The organism is Microcoleus sp. K1-B1, from assembly GCF_036704705.1.
Taxonomy (GTDB): Bacteria; Cyanobacteriota; Cyanobacteriia; order Cyanobacteriales; family Microcoleaceae; genus Microcoleus.
The window spans coordinates 39,325-60,671 of sequence record NZ_JAUBSH010000001.1 but is presented as its reverse complement, the minus strand read 5'-3'; the positions used below and the strand labels follow the sequence as shown (position 1 = coordinate 60,671).

The following is a 21,347-nucleotide window of genomic DNA, read 5'->3' as shown; positions in this document are numbered from 1 at the left end:
ATTTAGCTCCCTGTTAACCTATGATTATCTAGTTTATATTAATCTCGCGGACATTTATCATTATTCTGTGTTCGGTTGCTCTACTTACAAAAACTTGAAATTTGGCAAAGTGTAGCATATAATTTTACATGGAATGATAACTCAAAAGGAAAATAAAAAATGAATTCGGAAACAGCGCAGGTGAATTTTCAGCAACAGGCAGAACTTTATTTAGCTACAGGCAACTTCGATCGGGCGATCGCACTTTGCCAACAAGTTTTGGCATCTGAACCCAATTCAGCAGAGACTTGCAAGACCTTGGGAAAGGCGCTGCAAGCTCAGGGTAAACTAGAAGACGCAAGGTATTGGTATAAAGTTGCGATCGCCCTGCAACCAGATTTTGCCGAAGCTTTTGCTAACCTCGGCACTCTCAGCGCTACTTTGGAACAGTGGCAAGAGGCGATCGCCTGTTACCAAAAAGCCATCTCCCTGCAACCAAACTTTGCAGGATTTTACCGTAATTTGAGCCGGATATTTACCCAAGTCGGTCAAGCTGAAGAAGCAGCCGATTTTTGGTATCAAGCACTGATTGTGGAACCGATAGAAATAGCAGAAGAATATCTCGATTTAGGTAATACTTTGTTAGCGCAAAACAAGCCAGAAAAAGCGCTAGTTTGTTACCACCGCACGATTTATTTAAACCCGAGCTTTTGCGAAGCTTATTGCAAAATAGCCGAAGCCGCTAGGGAGCTAAAGCAGTGGGACGAAGCTATTGTTAACTACCGCAAAGCTATTCAACTCCAGCCGGAGATTTCGGATTTTTATTACAAATTAGGCAATGTTTTGCAAGCTAAGGAACTCTGGCGTGAAGCGGAGGCTGCATACCGAAAAAGTATTGATTTAAATCCCAATTCTTTTTTGTCCTACTACAACTTAGGCAGCGTGCTGCTCAATTTAGAAAAATGGCAAGAAGCTGCGATAGCCTACCGCACGGCTGTGGAAATTAACCCGGATTTTCCTTGGTCTTACTACAGCATCGGTGCAGCTTGCGATCAATTAGAAGAATGGTCTGAATCCGCCGCAGCTTACCAGCGCGCTACTGAATTAGACCCGAATTTTTTCGCAGCTTTTCACAAGTTAGGAGATGCTCTGTTTCAACTAGAAAAGTGGTCAGAAGCTGAGGCTGCATACGAACGGGCGATCGCAGTAAATGCGGATTTGTTTTGGTCTCATTATAACTTAGCTTTGACTTTAGTTAAACTTCAAAAGTTTGAAGCCGCAACACTCGCTTATCGGCGGGCGATCGCACTCAATCCCGAATTCTCTTGGACTTACCACAATTTAGGAGAAGCGCTGTTAAAAACCCAACAGTGGAAAGCTGCCACTACCGCTTACCAACGTGCTATTGAACTTAATCCCACTATTTCTTGGTCTTATTACAATTTAGGCGATGCTTTGAGTGAAAGTCACGCATGGAACGATGCTGTTTCCGCCTACCTTTGTGCGATTCAACTCGATCCGTCTCTACCGGGAATTTACATAAAGTTAGGTGAGGCTGTAGTTAAAAGAACTCCGGTAGATTCAGATGTAGCAACTAGCTACTATCACCACGAAATGCAGCCGCTGCACGCTCCTGAATTTTACTGCGAAATAGCCCAAAAGTTTGCTGAGAGCGATCGGCTTAACGAAGCCATAATGTTGTACTTGATGGCATTAGAAATTAGACCAAAAGATCCAGAAATATCCCAGAAATTAGAGGAAATTTTAGAAAAACAGCGTCAAACAGGGGAATCTACTCTATTATTAGAGTTAGAGGCTAAGGATATTCGCGATCGCTATATCGCCCGAGTCGCCAAAGGCAAGACTTTTGCAGAAGTCGGCGGCTTGTGGGGAACTGTCAGCGAAAAAGTATCTGTAGCTAGCAAATACGGTGCAGTTTCTCTGACAATGATTGATGCCATGCCGGCATACCTCGACTGGTGGCAAGATTTTCACGATCGCATGACAAGTTTAAATATTGCTAATTATCACTGTATCAATCAAGATATCACTCAGATTCAACTTGCAGACATTGGCGAACCTTACGATGTAGTTCACTGTGCAGGAGTTTTGTACCATCACCCCCATCCGTTGCAGATTTTAGCTGCCTTGCGTCAGATAACTCGCGAGCATTTAGTTTTCACTTCCGCTATCACCCAAGAAGTTATAGAAAATGAGTTGGGACGCTATGAAATTCCAACTTCGGGAGTAATGTTTATTCCAGCTTTGGACGATGCTGAACGAGCTATTTTAACAGCTTACTGGCAGCCATACCTCAACAGCAACCCACTTATAGGGATAACTGAAAAAGCAGTTTTTGACATGGACAATTTGGCGGCGTGCTGGTGGCTGCCTACAGCTACTGCTTTAGAAGCTATGTGCAAAGTCGCGGGATTTAAGGTTTTAGACAAAGGATTGGCTTGGGGCAATAATGTTCTGACTCTGCTGCTGGGGATTTGAGGGTTTGTAAACGAATAATAACAGGACTTGCTTGTGCACAAACGGCTAAACACCCGGTTTATGAGCGGATTCCTCGTTTTCTTTCCCCAATATTCCTACTAGAAATCGGGTGTTTTCCGTAAGTCCTAAATAAAATAGCTGCAAAGATTTTTTGTGAAGAGAACAGGAACGGGGAAATAATCAATGAACAATCACCAACCAGGGACGCCGTTAGGAAACATTTTAGTAGTAGACGATACACCAGAAAACCTGCGTCTGTTGTCTACGATGTTGACTCAGAGGGGGTACACCCCCCGCTGCGTGATTAACGGAAAAATGGCTTTGAGAGCCTGCAATTCTAATCCACCAGATTTGATTTTGCTCGACATAATGATGCCGGAAATGAACGGCTACGAAGTCTGTCAGCACTTGAAACTAGAAGCAAAAACTCGCGAAATCCCGGTAATTTTTATCAGCGCTAAAGATGAAGTATTTGACAAAGTAAACGCATTTGCTGTGGGAGCTGTTGACTATATCAGCAAGCCATTTCAGTTTGAAGAAGTGCTCGCCCGCATCGAAAGTCACCTCAGCCTGCGGAATTTACAAAAGCAGCTAAAAGAACAAAATATGCTGCTGCAAGAAGAAATAACGAGCCGTTTAGCAGTCGAAAAAACTCTTCAGGAAAAAAACCAAATCTTGCAACAAGAAATCAGCACTCGTCGCGCTGTTGAAAAAGCTCTGCAAGAGCAAAATTTGGTACTCCAACAAGAGATATCCCACCGCCAGCGCGCCGAATCTGCTCTATTAAAATCTAACCAAGAATTAGCGCGTTCAAATGCAGAACTAGAACAATTTGCTTATGTGGCTTCTCATGACTTGCAAGCGCCTTTAGCAACCATTGCCAGTTACGCTCAACTTTTAGAAAAACGCTACAAAGACCAACTCGACAGCCAAGGTAGTAAGTTTATCGGTAATATCGTTCAGGGCTGCACCAGAATGCAAACTTTAATTGACGATTTACTCGAATATTCGCGCGTTGGCCGGAGTCGGAAACCTTTTCAACTGACAGATTGCAATCATGCAGTTGAGCAAGCACTCGCGAACCTGCAAGGGGCGATCCGCGAGACTAAAGCCGTTGTCACCTACAGCGAATTACCCGCGGTAATGGGGGATCTTTCTCAACTCGTACAGCTATTTCAAAATTTAGTAAGCAATGCGATTAAATATCGCCACGATGCACCGCCTGTGGTTCATATTACCGCTTGCAAACAGGAGGAAAACTGGTTAATTTCTGTCTCCGATAATGGAATTGGGATTGCTCCCCAGCATCAAAAACGTATATTTCAAATTTTCCAGCGCTTGCACACTCAAAGAGAATATTCGGGGACAGGTATTGGTTTAGCAATTTGTCAAAAAATTGTGGAACTTCACGGCGGATCTATCTGGGTGGAATCGGAACAGGATCAAGGTTCAACTTTTTACTTTACTCTCGCTTAATTGAGACATAATTTTGGCAAAAGGTATAAGCTATCAGGTAGGTAAAATTAATTTTTTTGTATATGACAAATCATAACCTAGAAGAGATAATATCGAAGTTAATACTATTTAATAGGGGAGATGAAAGCATTGAATAATTGAGAAGGAATGTGAGTATCGGGGTGGGGATATGGGCTACAGTTGCATTCTTTTTTTAAGTGATATAAATAACCAGTTAGAATAAAAAATTTTTTCCGTTGACAGTCTAGTTGGTGCGTGATATAATTTTAATTATTAAACATATTATTTGTAACGCTTGCTTACCTTCCCCAATCAGACGATCGATGTATGTGTACCTGCAATTGAATGACTGCCCTGAAAATAAAAGGTAAAATTCAAGTTAGTTTAATATTTACTTGATTAACAAATATTATGAAAGCAGTTTTTAACTTAGCTTTGCCTCCTATCTGCTTTAAAGTTCTGTTAGTAGAAGACAACCCTCAGGAAGCTGAGCTGATTGAAGATTTGCTGTCAGAAATAGGTGGCTCGCAGCGTATAGTGCTGACGAAAGTAGAGCGCCTCAGCGAAGCGCAGCAGCGATTGAATCAAGAAACTTTTGACATAATTTTATTAGACCTTTCATTGCCAGATAGTCTGGGAATCGAGACGGTGGCTCGCGTACAAGAGTACGGGGTAAATGTGCCGATCGTAGTTCTGACCGCCCAAAACGACGAAGAACTTGCCCTGCGGTTGATTTCGGTCGGCGTACAGGATTATTTGGTAAAAAGAAAAATCGACAGCGAACTGTTAATTCGATCGCTCCGTTACGCCATAGAACGCCAGAACAGTCAAGATGCTTTGCGAAAAAGTGAAGAAAAATATCGCTCGGTGGTGGAAAATTCCCTGATCGGCATTGCCATCATCGCTCCAATTATTGACAGCGAAATTCCTCTAAATTGCCACTGGATAGAAGTTAACGATGCCCTGTGCAATTTGCTGGGCTATGAGCGCTACGAACTCGTGCAAAAGAATTGGCTAGAGTTGACTCATCCAGAGGATTTGGATGCTAATTGTGAAAAATTTTCTCAGATGTTAGCAGGTAGGCTCGACGGTTACATCTCAGACAAAAGGTGGCTCAGAAAAAACGGAGAAATAGTTCACACGCGAGTTTCCCTGCGCTGCATCCGCCGCCTGGACGGGTCTATCGACCGGATAATCGAAGTAGTTTTGGACGTGAGCGATCGCTACCGCTACGAAGCAAAACTGAAAGCGTCAGAAGAATTTTTAAACCACACCATAAATGCTACGCCCGACCCAATTTTTGTCAAAGACGAGCAACACCGCTGGATGATATTAAATGATGCTTTTTGTCAGTTGGTCGGAAAATCGCGGCAAGAACTGATCGGCAAATCAGATTATGACTTTTTCCCCCCATCAGAAGCTGCTGTTTTTTGGACAAAAGATGAAGAAGTATTGACAACGGGTGTCTGCTTGGAAACCGAAGAAAAATTCACAGACTCTGCCGGGAGAGAACACATAATTTCTACCAAAAAAAGCGTCTTCAAAATAGCAGACGGCAGTAAAGTAATAGTGGGTACAATTAGAGATTTTACCGAATACAGACAGCAACAAAAAGCCCTGGAACAAAGCGAAGCTCGCTTTCAAAAATTGGTAGCTAACCTGCCGGGAACAATTTATCAATTACGAAGGTCAGCAACTGGAAAAATGTCTTTCCCCTACATCTCTTCAGGCAGCCGGCAACTCTACGAATTAGAGGCAGAAGCAATAGAGCAAAATGCGGAACTGATTTCCAATGGAATTCACCCAGACGACCTCTTAGATTTAAAAGCATCGATCGCAATTTCAGCCACTACGCTGGAACCTTGGCAGCAGCAGTGGCGACAGACTTTGCCATCTGGAAAAGTTAAGTGGCTGCAAGGAGCTGCGAGACCAGAAAGGCTCACTAATGAAAGCAAATCTGGCAGCGAAGGCGATATTCTCTGGGACGGTTTAGTGATGGATATCACTGAATTAAAGCAGGCACAAACAGAGCGCGATCGGTTTTTCACCATCTCCTTAGACTTGCTTTGTATTGTAGGTTTTGACGGTCATTTTAAACGTTTAAACCCAGCTTGGTCAACAGCTTTAGGCTACAGTATTAGTGAAATGTTTGGCAAGCCAATGATCGAATTTGTTCATCCAGACGATCGAAAAGCTACCGCAGCCGAAGGAGCAAAACTAATAGCAGGTACGTCCAGTATCTCCTTTGAAAACCGCTACATCTGCAAAGACGGTTCTTACAAATGCTTCCTGTGGACGGCATCGCCATTTAGTGAAGAAGGTTTAATCTACTCAGTAGGTCACGACATTACCTCTCGTAAACAAGCAGAGTCCCAACTCCAGCGACAAGCAGTAGCAATGGCCGCTGCTTATGACGGCATCGCTATTTTTAATAATAATAAAGAATGTATTTATTCAAACGACGCTTATCTCAAAATGTACGGCTTGGCTAGCCCTAGCGAACTGTATGGGAAGAAATGGAAAATGCTCTACAGCAAAGCAGAAAATATATTTTTTGAATTACAAATAATGCCAATGCTTCTGCAAAAAGGGTACTGCAATATAGAAGCTATCGGCCAGCGCCGTGACGGTACTAAGTTCCCTCAAGAATTGTCACTGACAATGCTTGCGGGGGGCGAAATTATTTCTATAGTCCGCGATATAACTAATAGAAAACAGGTAGAATCAGCCCTGCGATCGAGCCAGCGTCGCTACCAAACTTTAGCAGAAGCATCGCCAGTTTGCATCTTTCACACTGACACCTTGGGAAATTGCCTTTATGTGAATAAACGGTGGAGCGAAATTACGGGATTAAACGCAGAATTAGCAGCAGAAATTGGCTGGATGAATGCCATACATCCCGACGATGTTGATCGGGTAAAAAATGAATGGCAGCGAGCAATTATTGAGAAAATTCCTTTTAAATCAGAATACCGCTTTCAGCGTCCAGACGGTCGGGTAATCTGGGTGATCGGTCAGGCAATTGCAGAAATCGGAGACAAGCAGGAAATTAAAGGCTATATCGGCACTATTACTGATATTAGCGATCGCAAACAAGCAGAATTAGATTTGCTGCGAGTTACTCAAGCGGTGGAAAGCACCAGCGATGCGATCGGCATTGCTGACTTAACAGGGCGATCGCTCTACCACAATCAAGCCTTTGTTCAACAGTACGGCTACACCGCAGAAGAACTAAACACAGCAGGCGGATTAACAGCAATTTACCCCCAAGCTAAAGTGCTGCTAGAAATGTTTAAAACGATCCGTAAAGGCAAATCTTGGCAAGGCGAACTCAAAATCAACACTAAAAACAACAAACTGGTAACAACTTTATTTCGCGCCGACGGCATTAAAGATGAAACTGGTCATTTAATCGGGTTAGTGGGAGTAATTACCGACATCACCGAACGCAAACAAGCGGAGATGGCACTGCAGCAGCAATTAAGGCGAGAACGGCTGGTAGTTGCCATGCTCGATCGCATTCGCTCCTCCCTAAATTTAGAAGAAGTCCTGACAACTGCTGTCGAACAAGTGCGGCAATTTTTGCAAACAGACCGCACAGTTATTTACCGTTTTAATCCCGACTGGAGCGGCTTTGTCGTTGTGGAATCCGTGGCAAAAGATAGAATTTCGCTGCTAAATTTTAACAATATTGATGGCTGTTTTAAAGAGAAATTTGTTGAAGTTTATCAGCAAGGCGGTATTAGATCTATGGAAGATATTTACCGGGAAAATTTGACGGAATGCCACATGAAATTTCTCGAAAAAATTGAAGTAAAAGCTAACTTAATAGTACCGATTTTAAAAGCACGAGAAAGCATTTCCCAGACCCAACCGACGGCAGAAAATCAGCTCTGGGGACTGCTGATCGCCCAGGATTGCAGCGGCCCCCGTCCCTGGGATTCCTCAGAAATAGAATCCCTCCGGCAATTGTGTGTGCAATTGGCGATCGCGATCCAGCAATCGACGCTATTTCAACAAGCACAAACGGAAATTGTCGATCGCAAACTTGCAGAATCTGCCCTCCAACAAGCTGCATTAGCTGCAGAAAGTGCCAACCGCGCCAAAAGCGAATTTCTTGCTAATATGAGCCACGAACTACGCACGCCTTTAAACGGCGTTTTAGGTTACGCTCAAATCCTCAAAACCGACAAAGACTTAAACTCAGATCAGCAAGAAAGTCTCAGCAATATTCAACAGTGCGGTCAACACCTGCTGATGTTAATCAACGATGTTTTAGATCTTTCCAAAATTGAAGCTAGAAAAATGGAACTCTACCCGGAAGAGTTAAATTTTCTAAATTTTACGAAAAACATTGCTGATCTGTTTCAGATGCGGGCCTCTCAAAAAGAAATTTTATTCCATTACGAACAAGTCTCTCCCCTGCCTAGCTGCGTTCGTGTCGATCCAAAAAGATTGCGCCAAATTCTCATAAATTTACTCAGCAATGCCGTTAAATTTACTAACAGTGGCGGTGTGACTTTCAAGGTCGGCTATGTCGGCACAGGGGCCTGGAGTCGAGGGCAAGAAGAAAATTATGAGTTTTCGACTTTGAGTTCGGAACTAAAACAAAATTATATGCGCTTCGCCCACAATCCGATCGCAGCCAAACACGCTTTAAAAATCCGCTTTCAAGTCGAGGATACCGGCACGGGAATAGAGCGAAGCAAGTTAGAAGAAATATTTTTGCCTTTCCACCAAGTAGGAGGCAATACGTTTGTTGAAGGTACAGGTCTCGGACTCTCGATTAGCCAGAAATTAGCGAAACTAATGGGTGCCGAAATTCGCGTCCACAGCACTTTGGGAAAAGGCAGCACTTTTTGGGTAGATTTAGAATTGCCAGCAGCTAAACGGTACTTAGAGGTGTCTCCTTTGCAGGAAAAACGCTGGCTTGTCGGTTTTGTCGGCAACAAGCAGAAAGTGCTAATCGTGGATGACAATCAACTGGATCGCGATTTGTTGTGCAGGCTGCTACGGCGTTTGGGATTTGATGTTGCAGAAGCCCAAAACGGGCAAGAATGCCTCTGCAAAACAGTTGAATTTCAACCGGATGTGATTTTAATGGACTTGCGGATGCCTGTAATGGATGGCTTAGAAACTGCAAGAAAACTGCGGCAGTTGCCGGAAGTAAAAGATGTTGTATTAATCGCTATGTCAGCTAGCGTTTTCGAGGCTACACAGCAAGATAGCATCATGGCAGGGTACGATGCTTTTCTTCCCAAACCGATCGAAGCAAATCACTTTTTGGAACAGTTGCGCGTGCATTTGGGACTAGAATGGATTTATGGGGAATCTTCGGAAAACAAAAAGCGCAAACCTCCCAGTTTGTCACCAGCCTCTGATTTTCCTGCTTATTCTTCTCTGTTACCTGCGGCTTCTGAGTCGGTAGCAAAACTTTTGAAACTCGCAGCTATGGGCGACATTGAAGAAATTTTTGAGGAGAGTGCTAAGCTGGAGAGTTTAGAACCTAATTTAGTGCCGTTTGTCTCGAAGCTGCGCCAACTTGCTAAGGGATTTCAGCTCAAACAAATTCGGAATACTTTAAAGCAATATATCGATGGTCAGTAGGCAGTAGTCAGTAGTCAGTAGTCAGTGGTCAGTGGTCAGTAGTGATATCATGTGCGATCGCTCGATCGGACATGATATCACTCTAATAGCCAACCAAATAATTCTCCTACTGTCAGTTGCAATTCCCTGGCAAAAGATGGCATGGGCAATAACTGTTCCGGTTCGTCAAACACCTCCGTTGATTGAGTCGGCCGATATACAAAAACCGATCGCTCTTCTGGATCGATTAACCAACCCATTTGAGTTCCGTGTTTGAGACAATATAAAATATTTTTAGTAACTTTAGTTTGGCTTGGGTCGGGGGAGAGGATTTCAATTGTCCAATCCGGGGCGATCGCAAACACATTTGCCACACCACCATTTTCTTTACGGGGAATGCGCTCCCAAGTGAATACAGTCACGTCTGGAACGATCGCTCGACCGCCAAAAATGCACCGTAGTTCTGGAAATGCTCGCGCCACCTTTTGAGGTTTGAGAGCAGTATTAGCAGCGCTTGTCAACTCGCCTTGAATGACACTATGTTCTCCTTGAGGCATCGGTTTTTGAATGATTTCACCGTCAATGTACTCGCTGGCTGGTTTGGTTTCTGGCAACTTCAGAAACTCTTGGAGTGTCAAAGATTTTGGCAGGGTTTGTACCATCCAATTTTACCTATAAAATAGAGTTTCATCTGCTATTTTACCCAAAAGTCCCAGACTCGTGCGATCGGCGATCCACTTACTTCAACATCCGGCTATAGCACCTTGCATCCTGCGGCTAATCTTGCTTCTATATATTCAGAGACAGTTTTTGAGAGAGTTGGGATTGAAATTACTTTGCCTCAGTAACGGCCACGGAGAAGACGCGATCGCCCTTCGCATCTTGCAGGAACTGCAACAGCACCCGCATCCGCCAGAATTAGCCGTGTTTCCGCTAGTGGGTGAAGGGCAAGCTTTCGCTCAACTAGAAAACGCCCGCATCATCGGCCCGGTGCAGCGGATGCCTTCGGGCGGCTTTATTTACATGGACGGGAGGGAATTTTTGCGCGATGTCAAAGGCGGCCTGCTTCAGTTGACCATCGCTCAGTTTAAAGCCATCCGCGCTTGGGTGCGCGCCCAACAACAGTCGGGGAATCAAGACGGCGTTATTTTAGCCTGCGGGGATATTGTACCGCTGCTGTTTGCTTGGCTCAGCGGCGCGCCCTATGCCTTTGTCGGTACTGCTAAGTCCGAGTATTATTTGCGGGACGAGGACGGGCCTCTGGGTCGCAAATCCAGGGTCTTTGGTGGGTGGAGTTGGTCGCGATCGGTTTATTTGCCTTGGGAGCGCTGGTTGATGACTCGATCGCGCTGTCGGGCCGTTTTTGCCAGGGACGCGCTCACCGCCGAGACTTTACAAAAGCTGGGCATTCCCGCTTACGATCTCGGAAACCCGATGATGGACGGACTCGAACCGGAAAACCCCGCCGGTTTTTACGGCCCTGACGCAGAGTTTCGGGAAATGGAGCGATCGCTCATCATCACCTTACTCCCCGGTTCTAGAGCGCCGGAAGCCTATGCTAATTGGCTGCTAATAGTAGAGGCTGTAGCCGGAATTTTGTCGCTGTTTGCCGATCGCAAATTGTTATTTTTCGGAGCCATTTCTCCAGAGTTAAATTTAGAAGCTTTGCGACCTAGTTTAGAATTTTTCGGCTGGCGACAAGACGGGGAAGCTAGAACGCAGCGGCGAGAAGGAAGTATTTTGCGGCCTCCTGTTTCTAGCGCTCAAGAAATTCAGCCAGAATCTCCTAATTTACTATTGCCCCTGACATTTGTGCAGAGAAACGCCACGATGATTTTGACTCAGCAAAGTTTTAACGATTGTTTGTACGAAGCCGATTTAGCAATAGCAATGGCAGGTACGGCTACAGAACAATTTGTAGGTTTAGGAAAACCGGCGATCGCCATTCCCGGAAACGGCCCGCAATTTACTCCCGCCTTTGCAGAAGCTCAAAGTCGCCTGTTAGGCCCGTCATTAATTTTAGTCAAACATCCCGCCGAAGTTGCCGGCGCAGTGCAGTCTTTGCTCCGCGACCCCGACAGATTGCAGCTAATCGCTGAAAATGGCTGGCGCCGCATGGGAGAACCCGGTGCAGCAGCCAGAATTGCCGAGTGTTTAATTCAGCGCTTCGGCGGTGAAGACAGCAATTCTCAATTGCCTGCAATAGACTAGGGACAAAACAATGTTTTGTCCCTACCAAGTATGTTTAATTCTACTTGCTTTAAAAAAATATTGTTCATTAACTACCTACTAATTTTCGTAGGGTGCGCCTAAGCGCACCTTACTAATACTGCATTCGCAGAAAATTTCAAGTCGCCGTTTTTTCTGATGATGGAACCCAGAAATTAGCTTGAGGAATTTTAAAATCCGACTTAACCAAAACTCCTGGTTCTCGCTGCACAGGCAGCACATCTAAAGTATCCGTTTGCGCGCAATATTTTAAATCTTCAATAACACCTAAACCGAGGAGGCGCTGGCCGTGGCTGGCCCTTTCCAACAATTCGTGCAACCGATCTTGCCAGTGCAAATAAAGAGCAATAGCCCCAAATACTTCATCGTTACCAGCAAAATCGCTCGCAGGAATACCGCTTTCTGCTAGGAGACTTTGGGCGATCGCACCAGCACAAACCGTATCTTCCAACGAATAACTCCCTTCCCAACCAGAACCCACAATCCAAATAGTTTCTGGCTGTTTATTTAACAAAAACTGCACCACAGATTTGCGGTTAATCAAAGCCGCCGTTAACACAGTTGCAGCAGCTTGCACTCGTTCCAGAGCGCGAGTACCGTTAGTTGTGCTGATAAAAATTCGCTTCCCACTCACCTTTTCTGGCGTGCAGTCCAGGGGAGAATTCCCCATGTCAAATCCGTCAACTTTGCCGCCGCCGCGCTCTCCAGCGCGAATCCGCTTATCAGCAGGCCATTTTTCGCTCTCGGCCATTAGCTTATCTAAGTCGCTGAAAACTTGGACAGCTTCCGCCCCATTATTCAGGGCCGTTGCCATTGTCGTAGTCGCCCGCAGCACATCAACTGCGATCGCGCAAGCCGGCATTTTGTCGGCTGGCGTAAGTTCCGGGGTATGGTAAATAAAAAGCTTCACTTTTGGGCTACCTGCGATAAATCCTCATCAGCAATAATAATGGAAAGTGGATAATAGAAAATAGAGTCGAGTCCTCAAAAGCAGAAAATATGTCAAAACAGCTAAATTCAAACCCCGCCCACGCCGCCATTACCGCACCAATTCGACTCCTGGCAGGTTTCACCTATCCTTTGCGAGCTTTCACGCTCATTTTGCAAACTCCCAAGCTGTGGACTTATGTATTAGTTCCCGTGCTGCTAAATTTTATAATTGGTATTGGTCTTTATTTAAGCTTGCTATTTCCCAGTTTGGCAGGGATAGATGTTTTAGTTGCCGATTTATCCGTCCGATTTAATGCTGTAATTGCGAGTTTTCCCGCTTGGCTGAGCTTTCTCGGCGGGTTAACAGTCGCTTTCGGCTGGCTGCTGCGCGTACTCCTAGTGTCAGGACTTTTGCTGATAATTGGATTTTTGTTAGTGCAGTTTGGCGTGATTTTAGGTTCGCCCTGGTACGGCAAACTTTCCGAACAATTGGAACTCCTGCGGAACGGTCAATTGCCCGCAGAAGCACCAATGAATTGGGCGAGTAGTTTTGGGGATATTCAAAGGGCGATCGCCTTTGAACTGCGAAAACTACAAATTTTGTTGAGCGTCGGTATACCCCTGCTGCTGCTAAATTTTCTCCCTGGTGTCGGTTCTATTCTTAGCAGTTTGGGTGGCGTAGCTTTGGGCGCGACTATTGTCTGTTTGGACTTTCTAGATGCACCTTTGGAGAGACGCAGGCGACCTTTTCAGGAGAAATTGGAGATAATTTGGGCGAGTTTGCCGGCCAGCGGGAGTTTTGGTTTGGTTTGTTTGGGTTTGGTGAGCATTCCGCTGTTGAATCTGTTGGCGATTCCGCTGTGCGTGACGGCGGGAACGTTGTTTTTTTGCGATCGCATTTGGCCGGCCCGCTTTGCCCCAGAAGAAACTCATAGCGATCGAGAAACTAACATTACAACTTAAAAACTAGGGAGATGCTTCTTCCTTCGGCTGACTCTGGGAGTTAAGACCCCAAAACGGGCTTAACAACAGCCAGCTAATGAAGAAAAAGGATGCTGTAAATAGCTGGACAATATCGATCGCCGACAAATATCCGTCAGATAATAGTGCAATAGTTCTATCTGTCAGCCCGAATATCCAAGAGAGAATCCCAAACAGCCAAATGCCTTTTTGGAGCATGGGCAAAAATGCTGAAACTTCGGAGTTTTGCTGCTGGTTCATTGATTTAGCCCTTGTTTGCGAAAAGTCTGATTAACGGGGCACCCCAAGGGCTTAAGGATTTTTGGTGTCTCCTCGGATTCCCTTTGTTATCTATATGTTAAGAAATGTTTCCCGATATGACAACGCGCCCTGGGAGGTATTTCCGCATCTATCTCAAGAGGTAGTCGCAGCGCTCACAAAGAGTGATATTTGCTACACTTTGGTAGGATGCGAGAGATTGTGCCGATTTTTTGAGGGATAAATTGCTGGGCACGGGTAGCGGCGCGCTCTCTTGGCACCGCGCCGATAAAAAAGCTTGTAATTTATTTTGAAGTGTGTCATACTACACAATGAGCAAGTCTGGTTAAAGAACGATCGTGAGGTTTGTACTGAGGAGGGAGAGTTATCAAAGCCCTAAAAGCCACAGGACAAACAATTTGATGATCAGTATCAACCCGGCTTGATATGAGTTCAGCGTCAATAAAACCGAACAATGGCACGCTTAAATCAGATTATTGCGATCGAAAAAGGCATCAAAAGCCGATCCGTCCAAGAACTCGCAGAAGCTCAAAAAGCACTCCAGAAACCCGCTGTGCTTTCTGGAATCTCCCGTACTTACCGCCCCAAAGACGAAGAAGGCGAACAACTACCGCCAGAGTCCAAAAAAGTTGAAGTCAAAGCAGAAGAGATTATCCGCAAAACGACTGAAGTTTTGACGAAACTCTTCGACGTAACCGCAACCAAAGATTGGACAAATTGTAGCGCCCGCGCGGACGTAACTGTAGACGGAAACGTGCTTTTGAGCCAAGTTCCCGTCAGCTATTTGCTATTCATTGAAAAGCAGTTGGCAGATTTGCAAGCATTCATCAAAAAACTTCCTGTCTTAGATGCTTCCGAGACTTGGAACTTCGATGCTTCGGCAGACTGTTGGGCAACTGAACCGGTGCAAACTCTCAAGACTTTTAAAACTCCGCGCAATCACGTTAAAGCTGAAGCTACCGAACACCATCCGGCTCAAGTCGATGTTTATTACGAAGATATTACGATCGGCTATTGGCGGACTGTCAAGTTTTCTGGAGCTTTGCCAGCACGGCGGATCAATGAGTTGCTGCAGAGGGTGGAAATCTTGCAGCAAGCTGTTATGTTCGCCCGCGAAGAAGCTAACAATTCTGAAGTTGAGGAGCAGAGAGTGGGAGAGCGAATTTTTCAGTTTATTTTCCGCTAAGTGCTTGCTTTTGTGATAGTTATGGTTTAAGATATAAACAGAGTACAAGTTCAAACTAAAACTTCAACTTAAACCGTACAAATGTGATAGTGCAGGTTCGAGTCCTGTCCCTCCTACCCAAAAAAAGGGGGGTAGCCCAATAGGCAGAGGCAGCATAGCGTACAAATTCAACAGCAAGCTATTACTCTAAACTCAGCATTCACCGCCGATCGCTAAAACGAATGTCAGGAAAAAATAACATCATCGAGGTTGCTGGCTCATATCCAGCCCCCTCTACCAAACGCAGGGGGGTAGCTCAATCGGTAGAGCGCGATGCTATTAATCTTAAATCCTTGACTTAAATGTGATAGCGTGCGTAAATGGGCGGTAAATATAAACCCAGTAGTAAGGTCAGAACTGCTGGGTTTTATGCTAATAATTGAATCAATTTGTTAAATCTGTCAGTCGTGGATGTATCAAGGCCGATGATTTACTGCATCAACCCTCAATGCGAACAACGCGAAAATCCTGCTGCTGCTCAAAATTGTCAGGCTTGTGGCACGGATTTGTTAATTGCCGATCGCTATCGTATCCTTAAACCAGTGCGCTCGCCCAATCCCGCACGCCCCACAGACATCTTTGAAGTCGAAGATTTGGGAACCGGGGAAAACGAATGGGGAACTGTCAAAATTTTAAAAGTCTTGAAGCACACACACAATTCCCATTTAGTTCGCTTGTTCAAGCAAGAAGCGCGAGTTTTGATTTGGCTGGCCGGAAAGGGCTCAGTTCCCCAAGTCGAACCTGACGGTTATTTCCAAATTAAACTCCCCCATAATTTCCAGAAATTGTCTTGTTTGGTGATGGAAAAAATTAGCGGAGAAAACTTGGCAGAATTCTTAACGAAAAAACAGTACGTTTCTCAAAAACTAGCTCTTGATTGGCTGCAACAAATGCTTCATATTTTGCAGGAAATCCGCAAATATCATGTAGTGCATCGGGATATTAAGCCATCCAACCTGATGGTTGAAGCGAATGGGAAATTGAGATTAATTGACTTCGGCGCAGCCACAGAAGCAGATATAGAGACCGCACCCATAGGTTCTGCTGGATACGCCGCACCGGAACAAATTCTAGGTAAAGCAGGCGTGCGCTCGGACTTTTTTGCCCTAGGGCGTACTTTTGTACATTTATTAACAGGCATAGAGCCGATTAACTTTCCCCTTAATGAAAAAACTGGTAAAATTAATTGGAGGAACCAGGCTGTAGATATTGACCCGTTACTCCTAGACTCGATCGACGAATTGATAGAACCGCTACCAGAAAACCGGCCTGAAAATACCCAAGTTATTTTAGAAAAATTAAAAATTCACGACGCAGACCCCCTGAAAGAGGGGGACGCAACATCGCTTCAATAAATCTGTTCCAACCTGCGAAAATCCCGCTCAACTTCCGCCCACAAAGCCCGATTGTGAGGGTCAGTTTTCACAGCCTTTTTCAAATAAATTCTCGCCTTATCAACCTGCTTTTCTCCGATCAAATGCCGTCCCCAGCGCTGATAGGCGATCGCCTGCCACTGACGCACCTCCAAATCTTCGGGAACCCGCTGTGCCAAACCCTCAATCAAGGCGATCGCCCGTGGGAACCTCTGATATTTCAGCAACTGCTGCAATTCAACATAAGCATCTTGCTTTAACTTTTGTTCCGCAGCCGACAAATCCGCATTAGATTGATCGGGCGGGTCTTTTCGAGTCACTTTCACTGCCTGCGGTTGAGCTTTCACCTCCTGATCCGGCGGTGTCCAAGTAGGCGGCACAGTTGAATTGGCAACTTTCGACTCCGCAACATGGTGGGGGGCAACGTTCACCAGGAACTTATAAGCCTCAGTAATAGCAATAAACTTATTCTTAGCCTGTTCGTTTCCCGGATTCACATCGGGGTGATACTGTCTGGCTAACTGCCGATAAGAGGTCTTAACTTGCGATAAACTCGCGCCAGACCTCAGTCCTAACTGTCGGTAATAATCTGCAATATCCATCTAGCATGAATGAGCGGTGATAATACCATTAAATATGGCAGAATCCTTAAATGTAAAGATTCTGCCAAAATTTACTGCGAACTAGGTTGTAGTGCGAGGGTTGCCCGCACTACTGAAGCGAAAAAACAACTTACGGACGCTCTTCGATCACTCTGTCAATCAATCCGTATTCCTTGGCTTCCTCAGCGGACATGAAATAGTCGCGATCCATGTCCTTCTCGATTTTCGAGATCGGCTGGCCAGTATTTTTAGCGTAGATATTATTGAGTTCGTGGCGCAGCCGCAGAATCTCTTTCGCCTCAATCTGAATATCCGTTGCTTGTCCCCGCGTGCCCCCAGAAGGCTGGTGAATCATGATTCGCGAGTGAGGCAAAGCTAACCGTTTCCCCTTCGCACCGGCAGCTAACAGGAAAGAACCCATCGAAGCAGCCAAGCCCACACAAATCGTCACCACGTCCGATTTAATGTGCTGCATGGTATCAAAAATAGCCATGCCTGCCGACACCATCCCGCCTGGGGAATTGATGTACAAAATAATATCCTTACCTGAATCTTCCGAATCGAGATAGAGCATCACAGCGATGATTTGATTGGCAATTTCATCGTCAACGTCTCTGCCCAAGAAAATAATCCGTTCCCGGTAGAGGCGATCGTAGATATTAATCCACTGAGTATCATAACCACCCGGCATTTTGTAGGGAACTTTTGGCACACCTATAGGCATAATTCGGAACTCCGTTTAGTTGGTAATTGGTGATCGGGCAATTGGGCATTGGGCATCGGGCATCGGGCATTGGGCATTGGGCATTGGGCATTGGGCATCGGGCATTGTTAGTCATAAAAAGACTATTGAGTAACTAATCAGGGTAGAAACTACTAGGCATTAACCCTTAATTCTTACTCATTCCCGATTCCCCATTCCCGATTCCCCATTCCCGATTCCCCATTCCCGATTCCCAGTTAGATGACTCCTGCAGGCAGCGGTTTCGGCAATTCTTCCGAACTTTCAAGAACGCGATCGATCAAACCGTATTCTTTAGCTTCATGGGGCGTCATGTACAGCAACCGATCCATATCTTTAGTAATCTTTTCGATCGGTTGGCCAGTACAGCTTGCAAAAATCTCAAGCATCGTCGCTTTATTTGCCAGCACTTCCTTAGCCCGAATTTGAATGTCGCTTGCTTGACCCCGCGTGTAAGCCTTGGGTTGGTGCAACACAATGGAAGCGTGGGGCAAACTCGCCCGAAAGCCTTTTGTACCAGCCGCTAACAGCATCGCAGACATCCCCATTGCCGAACCGAGGCAAATAGTGTGCACAGGCGGCTTAATGTACCTGATCGTATCGCAGATAGCGAAGGCTTCTGTTTCAAAGCCGACGGGTTCGCCACTGTAACCAGAAGTGCCGGTCGAGTTGATGTAGATTTTGATCGGCTTATCCGGGTCTTCGTACTGCAAGAACAACAGTTCAGCGATAATCAGTTCTGTTACCGCAGGCACCAGAGGCATCCCCAGATAAACGATCCGCTCCTTCAGCAACAGGGATGGCAAATCGGGAGGTGGCGTCCGAGAGTTCCCTTCCCCGTAGTATGGCGATTGCACAGCTTTAATTGGTGTGTTCATATAACCGAAATGTTGCCTGAACTGATGGAGCTATTCTTAAAGAAATACTAACGCAATCTTTAGGTATCCCGCATGAAAGTTAGTTTGCTCCCCGTTTTAAACGACCCTAACCTTGACGCTGCCGCGCCCTCGACCCAGCGCCAGCTAGCGATTTCAGTATCTGCGATGGCAAGCTCGATCGACTCCAGCGTACCCTTAAACCTGTGCCTGATTCTCGACCACAGCGGTTCGATGGGCGGACGCCCCTTGGAAACCGTCAAACAAGCAGCCGGACGCTTGCTAGACAGGTTGAAGCCTGGGGATCGCTTTTGCGCGGTGGCTTTCGACCACAAAGCCAAAGTCCTCGTCCCCAATCAAATTGTGGGAGACCCCAGTAGCATTAAACGGCAAATTGAGCAATTGCGCCCGGCCGGTGGCACAGCAATTGATGAGGGCATTAAGTTAGGTATTGAAGAGTTGGGCAAAGGCAAAAAAGAAGCTATATCTCAGGCGTTTCTGCTGACTGACGGCGAAAACGAACATGGCGACGACAGCCGTTGTTTGAAGTTGGCGAAACTGGCTGCCGAGTATAATATGACTTTAAATTCTCTGGGATTTGGCGATAACTGGAACCAGGATATTTTGGAAAAGATTGCTGATGCTGGTGGCGGTGCTCTGGCTCACATTCAGCGTCCTGAAGATGCGGTTGACGAGTTTGGTAAACTCTTTAGCCGCGTCCAAGGTGTAGGTTTGACTAATGCTTATTTGCTATTTTCCCTAATGCCAAAAGTTCGGTTAGCCGAACTCAAACCGATCGCCCAAGTTGCCCCGGATACGATCGAATTACCGGTACAGCAAGAGGGCGATCGGTTTATGGTGCGCCTGGGAGATTTAATGAAGGATATAGAGCGAGTAGTTTTGGCTAATATTTATATTGGACAGTTGCCCGAAGGTACACAGGCGATCGGGCAATTGCAAATTCGCTACGACGATCCGAGTGTCGGTCAAGGTTTGCTTTCCGATCCCGTTGCAGTTTCCGCTAATGTCCTGAAAGTTTATCAGCCGGCACTTAACCCGATGGTACAGCAGCACATTTTAGCTTTGGCTAAATACCGCCAAACTCAACTGGCAGAAACTAGATTGCAACAGGGCGATCGAGCCGGCGCGGCGACAATGCTGCAAACTGCTGCTAAAACTGCTCTGCAAATGGGCGATAAAAGTGCCGCAACTGTGCTGCAAACTTCTGCTACTCGTTTGCAGTCTGGCGAACAATTGAGTGAAGCCGATCGCAAGAAAACTCGGATTGCTTCTAAAACTATTTTGAAGTAATCGCGCGATTTGAAATTTTAAATAATTTTAAATTGGGCGATCGGACAATTTGGTGATGCGACATCGCCTCTACAAAAACGAAACCCGCCTAGGCGCGGGTTTCAATATTCTGAGTCTCGCCTGCAAAAAGCGAAAGTCAGTGTAGCCCGATTGTTTTAAGCTGTGGATCGTGTAGAAGCTCGATCGTTTAGAATGTTTCTATCACCTATCAAGAGTGCTTGTATGAACCAGACAATATCTGATAAAGTACGCTGGACTACCGCCGATTTAGAACTATTGCCCGATAACGGCGATCGTTACGAAATTATTGATGGAGAGTTATTTGTGACTAGATCACCGCATTGGGGTCATCAAAAGGCTATAGGCAACCTCTACCAAGAACTTAATACTTGGTCGCGAGAGACTAATTTAGGACAAGCAGGAATCAATCCGGGTATCATTTTCACGGATGCTGATAACGTTATTCCCGATCTAGTTTGGGCCAGCAATGAACGCTTGGCTATCTTGCTAGACGAAGCCGGCCATTTAACCGCCGCACCTGAGTTAGTTGTTGAAGTATTGTCCCTCGGTGCAGACAATGAAAGACGGGATAGAGATTTGAAACTCAGACTCTATTCGGTACGAGGAGTACAGGAATACTGGATTGTGAATTGGCGGTTGCAGCAAATAGAAGTTTATCGCAGGGAACAAGCAAGTTTAAGGCTCATTGCTACCCTGTTGAACGCTGATGAATTGACCTCGCCTTTGTTACCTGGTTTTAGTTGCTCTATCGCTCGAATTTTTGCTTAGATTTATGAAACACTTTTACCGGGCGATCGGCATTTTAGGATTTGTTACCGTTTTGGGTGGCATATCCCCTGCCATTCCAGCAGAGTCAGCGCCAATACTCATCGTTCAAAATCCTGCTGAAGACTTATTTAATAGCGCTTTAGCCAAATCAGAAGCAGGAGACATTCAAGGGGCGATCGCCGATTACACCGAAGCTATTCGCCTCAACCCCAACTACGCCAAAGCCCACAACAAACGCGGCATCATCCACGGCCGCAATCTCAAAGATTATCCAGCAGCTAAAGCAGATTTCGATCGCGCAATTGAAATTAACCCCAACTACGGCGACGCCTACTACAACCGCGCCAGAGTCCGCGAGTTCTTAGAAGACAAACCGGGGGCGATCGCCGATTATCAAAAAGCAGCGGAACTTTATCAAAAAGACGGCAATACCAACGATTATCAAGATGCTATCAAACATCTTCAAATCCTGCAAAAATAGAGTGCTTTTGA

General features: G+C 45.6%; 16 protein-coding genes. 10 read left to right on the top strand and 6 right to left on the bottom strand.

All coding sequences use genetic code 11. From position 1 onward, the window contains the following. The first annotated feature begins 159 nt into the window (after positions 1-159). The 3 genes from QUA83_RS00250 (at position 160) to QUA83_RS00240 (ending at position 9,561) form a co-directional block, all read left to right on the top strand. Positions 160-2,478, top strand: coding sequence for a tetratricopeptide repeat protein (locus tag QUA83_RS00250; protein ID WP_333290805.1), 2,319 nt, complete (start codon positions 160-162; stop codon positions 2,476-2,478). 183 nt (positions 2,479-2,661) lie between these two features. After that, positions 2,662-3,954, top strand: a complete 1,293-nt coding sequence (locus QUA83_RS00245; protein ID WP_333290804.1) for an ATP-binding protein — start codon at positions 2,662-2,664, stop codon at positions 3,952-3,954. A gap of 411 nt (positions 3,955-4,365) precedes the next feature. Continuing rightward, a complete protein-coding gene (locus QUA83_RS00240; protein WP_333290803.1) occupies positions 4,366-9,561 on the top strand; it encodes a PAS domain S-box protein in 5,196 nt (1,731 codons plus the stop codon). Between the two features lie 77 nt (positions 9,562-9,638). Here QUA83_RS00240 and QUA83_RS00235 read toward each other — a convergent pair whose 3' ends face one another. Continuing rightward, complete coding sequence (locus tag QUA83_RS00235; RefSeq protein ID WP_333290802.1) at positions 9,639-10,202, bottom strand: Uma2 family endonuclease; 564 nt, start codon at positions 10,200-10,202, stop codon at positions 9,639-9,641. Positions 10,203-10,365: 163 nt separating this feature from the next. Between QUA83_RS00235 and QUA83_RS00230 the strand changes: the two genes are divergently transcribed. Beyond that, positions 10,366-11,751, top strand: coding sequence for a lipid-A-disaccharide synthase-related protein (locus QUA83_RS00230; protein WP_333290801.1), 1,386 nt, complete (start codon positions 10,366-10,368; stop codon positions 11,749-11,751). A gap of 136 nt (positions 11,752-11,887) precedes the next feature. Here the strand turns inward: QUA83_RS00230 and QUA83_RS00225 are convergent, their stop codons facing one another. Then, positions 11,888-12,679, bottom strand: coding sequence for a 2-phosphosulfolactate phosphatase family protein (locus QUA83_RS00225; protein WP_333290800.1), 792 nt, complete (start codon positions 12,677-12,679; stop codon positions 11,888-11,890). Between the two features lie 89 nt (positions 12,680-12,768). On the opposite strand from QUA83_RS00225, the gene QUA83_RS00220 reads away from it, so the two are divergent. Next, positions 12,769-13,662, top strand: a complete 894-nt coding sequence (locus QUA83_RS00220) for an EI24 domain-containing protein (protein WP_333290799.1) — start codon at positions 12,769-12,771, stop codon at positions 13,660-13,662. 3 nt (positions 13,663-13,665) lie between these two features. Here the strand turns inward: QUA83_RS00220 and QUA83_RS00215 are convergent, their stop codons facing one another. Further along, complete coding sequence (locus tag QUA83_RS00215) at positions 13,666-13,920, bottom strand: hypothetical protein (RefSeq protein WP_333290798.1); 255 nt, start codon at positions 13,918-13,920, stop codon at positions 13,666-13,668. 472 nt (positions 13,921-14,392) lie between these two features. Between QUA83_RS00215 and QUA83_RS00210 the strand changes: the two genes are divergently transcribed. Both QUA83_RS00210 and QUA83_RS00205 read left to right on the top strand, forming a co-directional pair. After that, positions 14,393-15,124: a DUF7873 family protein gene (locus QUA83_RS00210; RefSeq protein WP_190732936.1), complete on the top strand. Its 732-nt coding sequence runs from the start codon at positions 14,393-14,395 to the stop codon at positions 15,122-15,124. Between the two features lie 464 nt (positions 15,125-15,588). Continuing rightward, positions 15,589-16,518: an inactive serine/threonine-protein kinase VRK3 gene (locus tag QUA83_RS00205; RefSeq protein WP_333290797.1), complete on the top strand. Its 930-nt coding sequence runs from the start codon at positions 15,589-15,591 to the stop codon at positions 16,516-16,518. On the opposite strand, the gene QUA83_RS00200 is transcribed toward QUA83_RS00205, so the two are convergent. The 3 genes from QUA83_RS00200 to QUA83_RS00190 form a co-directional block, all read right to left on the bottom strand. After that, a complete protein-coding gene (locus tag QUA83_RS00200; protein WP_333290796.1) occupies positions 16,512-17,138 on the bottom strand; it encodes a DnaJ domain-containing protein in 627 nt (208 codons plus the stop codon). The genes QUA83_RS00205 and QUA83_RS00200 overlap by 7 nt on opposite strands. A 130-nt stretch (positions 17,139-17,268) precedes the next feature. Continuing rightward, complete coding sequence (locus QUA83_RS00195; protein WP_333290795.1) at positions 17,269-17,862, bottom strand: ATP-dependent Clp protease proteolytic subunit; 594 nt, start codon at positions 17,860-17,862, stop codon at positions 17,269-17,271. A gap of 236 nt (positions 17,863-18,098) precedes the next feature. After that, a complete protein-coding gene (locus QUA83_RS00190; RefSeq protein ID WP_242715759.1) occupies positions 18,099-18,758 on the bottom strand; it encodes an ATP-dependent Clp protease proteolytic subunit in 660 nt (219 codons plus the stop codon). Positions 18,759-18,830: 72 nt separating this feature from the next. Here QUA83_RS00190 and QUA83_RS00185 point away from each other — a divergent pair, with 72 nt between their 5' ends. The 3 genes from QUA83_RS00185 to QUA83_RS00175 all read left to right on the top strand — a co-directional run bounded on the left by QUA83_RS00185 (position 18,831) and on the right by QUA83_RS00175 (position 21,336). Then, positions 18,831-20,066, top strand: a complete 1,236-nt coding sequence (locus QUA83_RS00185) for a VWA domain-containing protein (protein ID WP_333290794.1) — start codon at positions 18,831-18,833, stop codon at positions 20,064-20,066. A 222-nt stretch (positions 20,067-20,288) separates the two neighbouring features. Continuing rightward, positions 20,289-20,855, top strand: coding sequence for a Uma2 family endonuclease (locus tag QUA83_RS00180; protein WP_333154788.1), 567 nt, complete (start codon positions 20,289-20,291; stop codon positions 20,853-20,855). Between the two features lie 4 nt (positions 20,856-20,859). Continuing rightward, entirely contained in the window at positions 20,860-21,336 is a 477-nt protein-coding gene (locus tag QUA83_RS00175; protein WP_333290793.1) for a tetratricopeptide repeat protein, read from the top strand. The last annotated feature ends 11 nt before the right edge of the window (positions 21,337-21,347 follow it).

Bases quoted from the DNA above. Each gene is read 5' to 3' on its own strand.
- QUA83_RS00245 (WP_333290804.1), top strand. From the start codon at position 2,662: ATGAACAATCACCAACCAGGGACGCCGTTAGGAAACATTTTAGTAGTA.
- QUA83_RS00185 (WP_333290794.1), top strand. From the start codon at position 18,831: ATGAAAGTTAGTTTGCTCCCCGTTTTAAACGACCCTAACCTTGACGCT.
- QUA83_RS00175 (WP_333290793.1), top strand. From the start codon at position 20,860: ATGAAACACTTTTACCGGGCGATCGGCATTTTAGGATTTGTTACCGTT.
- QUA83_RS00240 (WP_333290803.1), top strand. From the start codon at position 4,366: ATGAAAGCAGTTTTTAACTTAGCTTTGCCTCCTATCTGCTTTAAAGTT.
- QUA83_RS00205 (WP_333290797.1), top strand. From the start codon at position 15,589: ATGATTTACTGCATCAACCCTCAATGCGAACAACGCGAAAATCCTGCT.
- QUA83_RS00180 (WP_333154788.1), top strand. From the start codon at position 20,289: ATGAACCAGACAATATCTGATAAAGTACGCTGGACTACCGCCGATTTA.
- QUA83_RS00210 (WP_190732936.1), top strand. From the start codon at position 14,393: ATGGCACGCTTAAATCAGATTATTGCGATCGAAAAAGGCATCAAAAGC.
- QUA83_RS00200 (WP_333290796.1), bottom strand. From the start codon at position 17,138: ATGGATATTGCAGATTATTACCGACAGTTAGGACTGAGGTCTGGCGCG.
- QUA83_RS00190 (WP_242715759.1), bottom strand. From the start codon at position 18,758: ATGAACACACCAATTAAAGCTGTGCAATCGCCATACTACGGGGAAGGG.
- QUA83_RS00235 (WP_333290802.1), bottom strand. From the start codon at position 10,202: ATGGTACAAACCCTGCCAAAATCTTTGACACTCCAAGAGTTTCTGAAG.
- QUA83_RS00215 (WP_333290798.1), bottom strand. From the start codon at position 13,920: ATGAACCAGCAGCAAAACTCCGAAGTTTCAGCATTTTTGCCCATGCTC.
- QUA83_RS00195 (WP_333290795.1), bottom strand. From the start codon at position 17,862: ATGCCTATAGGTGTGCCAAAAGTTCCCTACAAAATGCCGGGTGGTTAT.
- QUA83_RS00250 (WP_333290805.1), top strand. From the start codon at position 160: ATGAATTCGGAAACAGCGCAGGTGAATTTTCAGCAACAGGCAGAACTT.
- QUA83_RS00220 (WP_333290799.1), top strand. From the start codon at position 12,769: ATGTCAAAACAGCTAAATTCAAACCCCGCCCACGCCGCCATTACCGCA.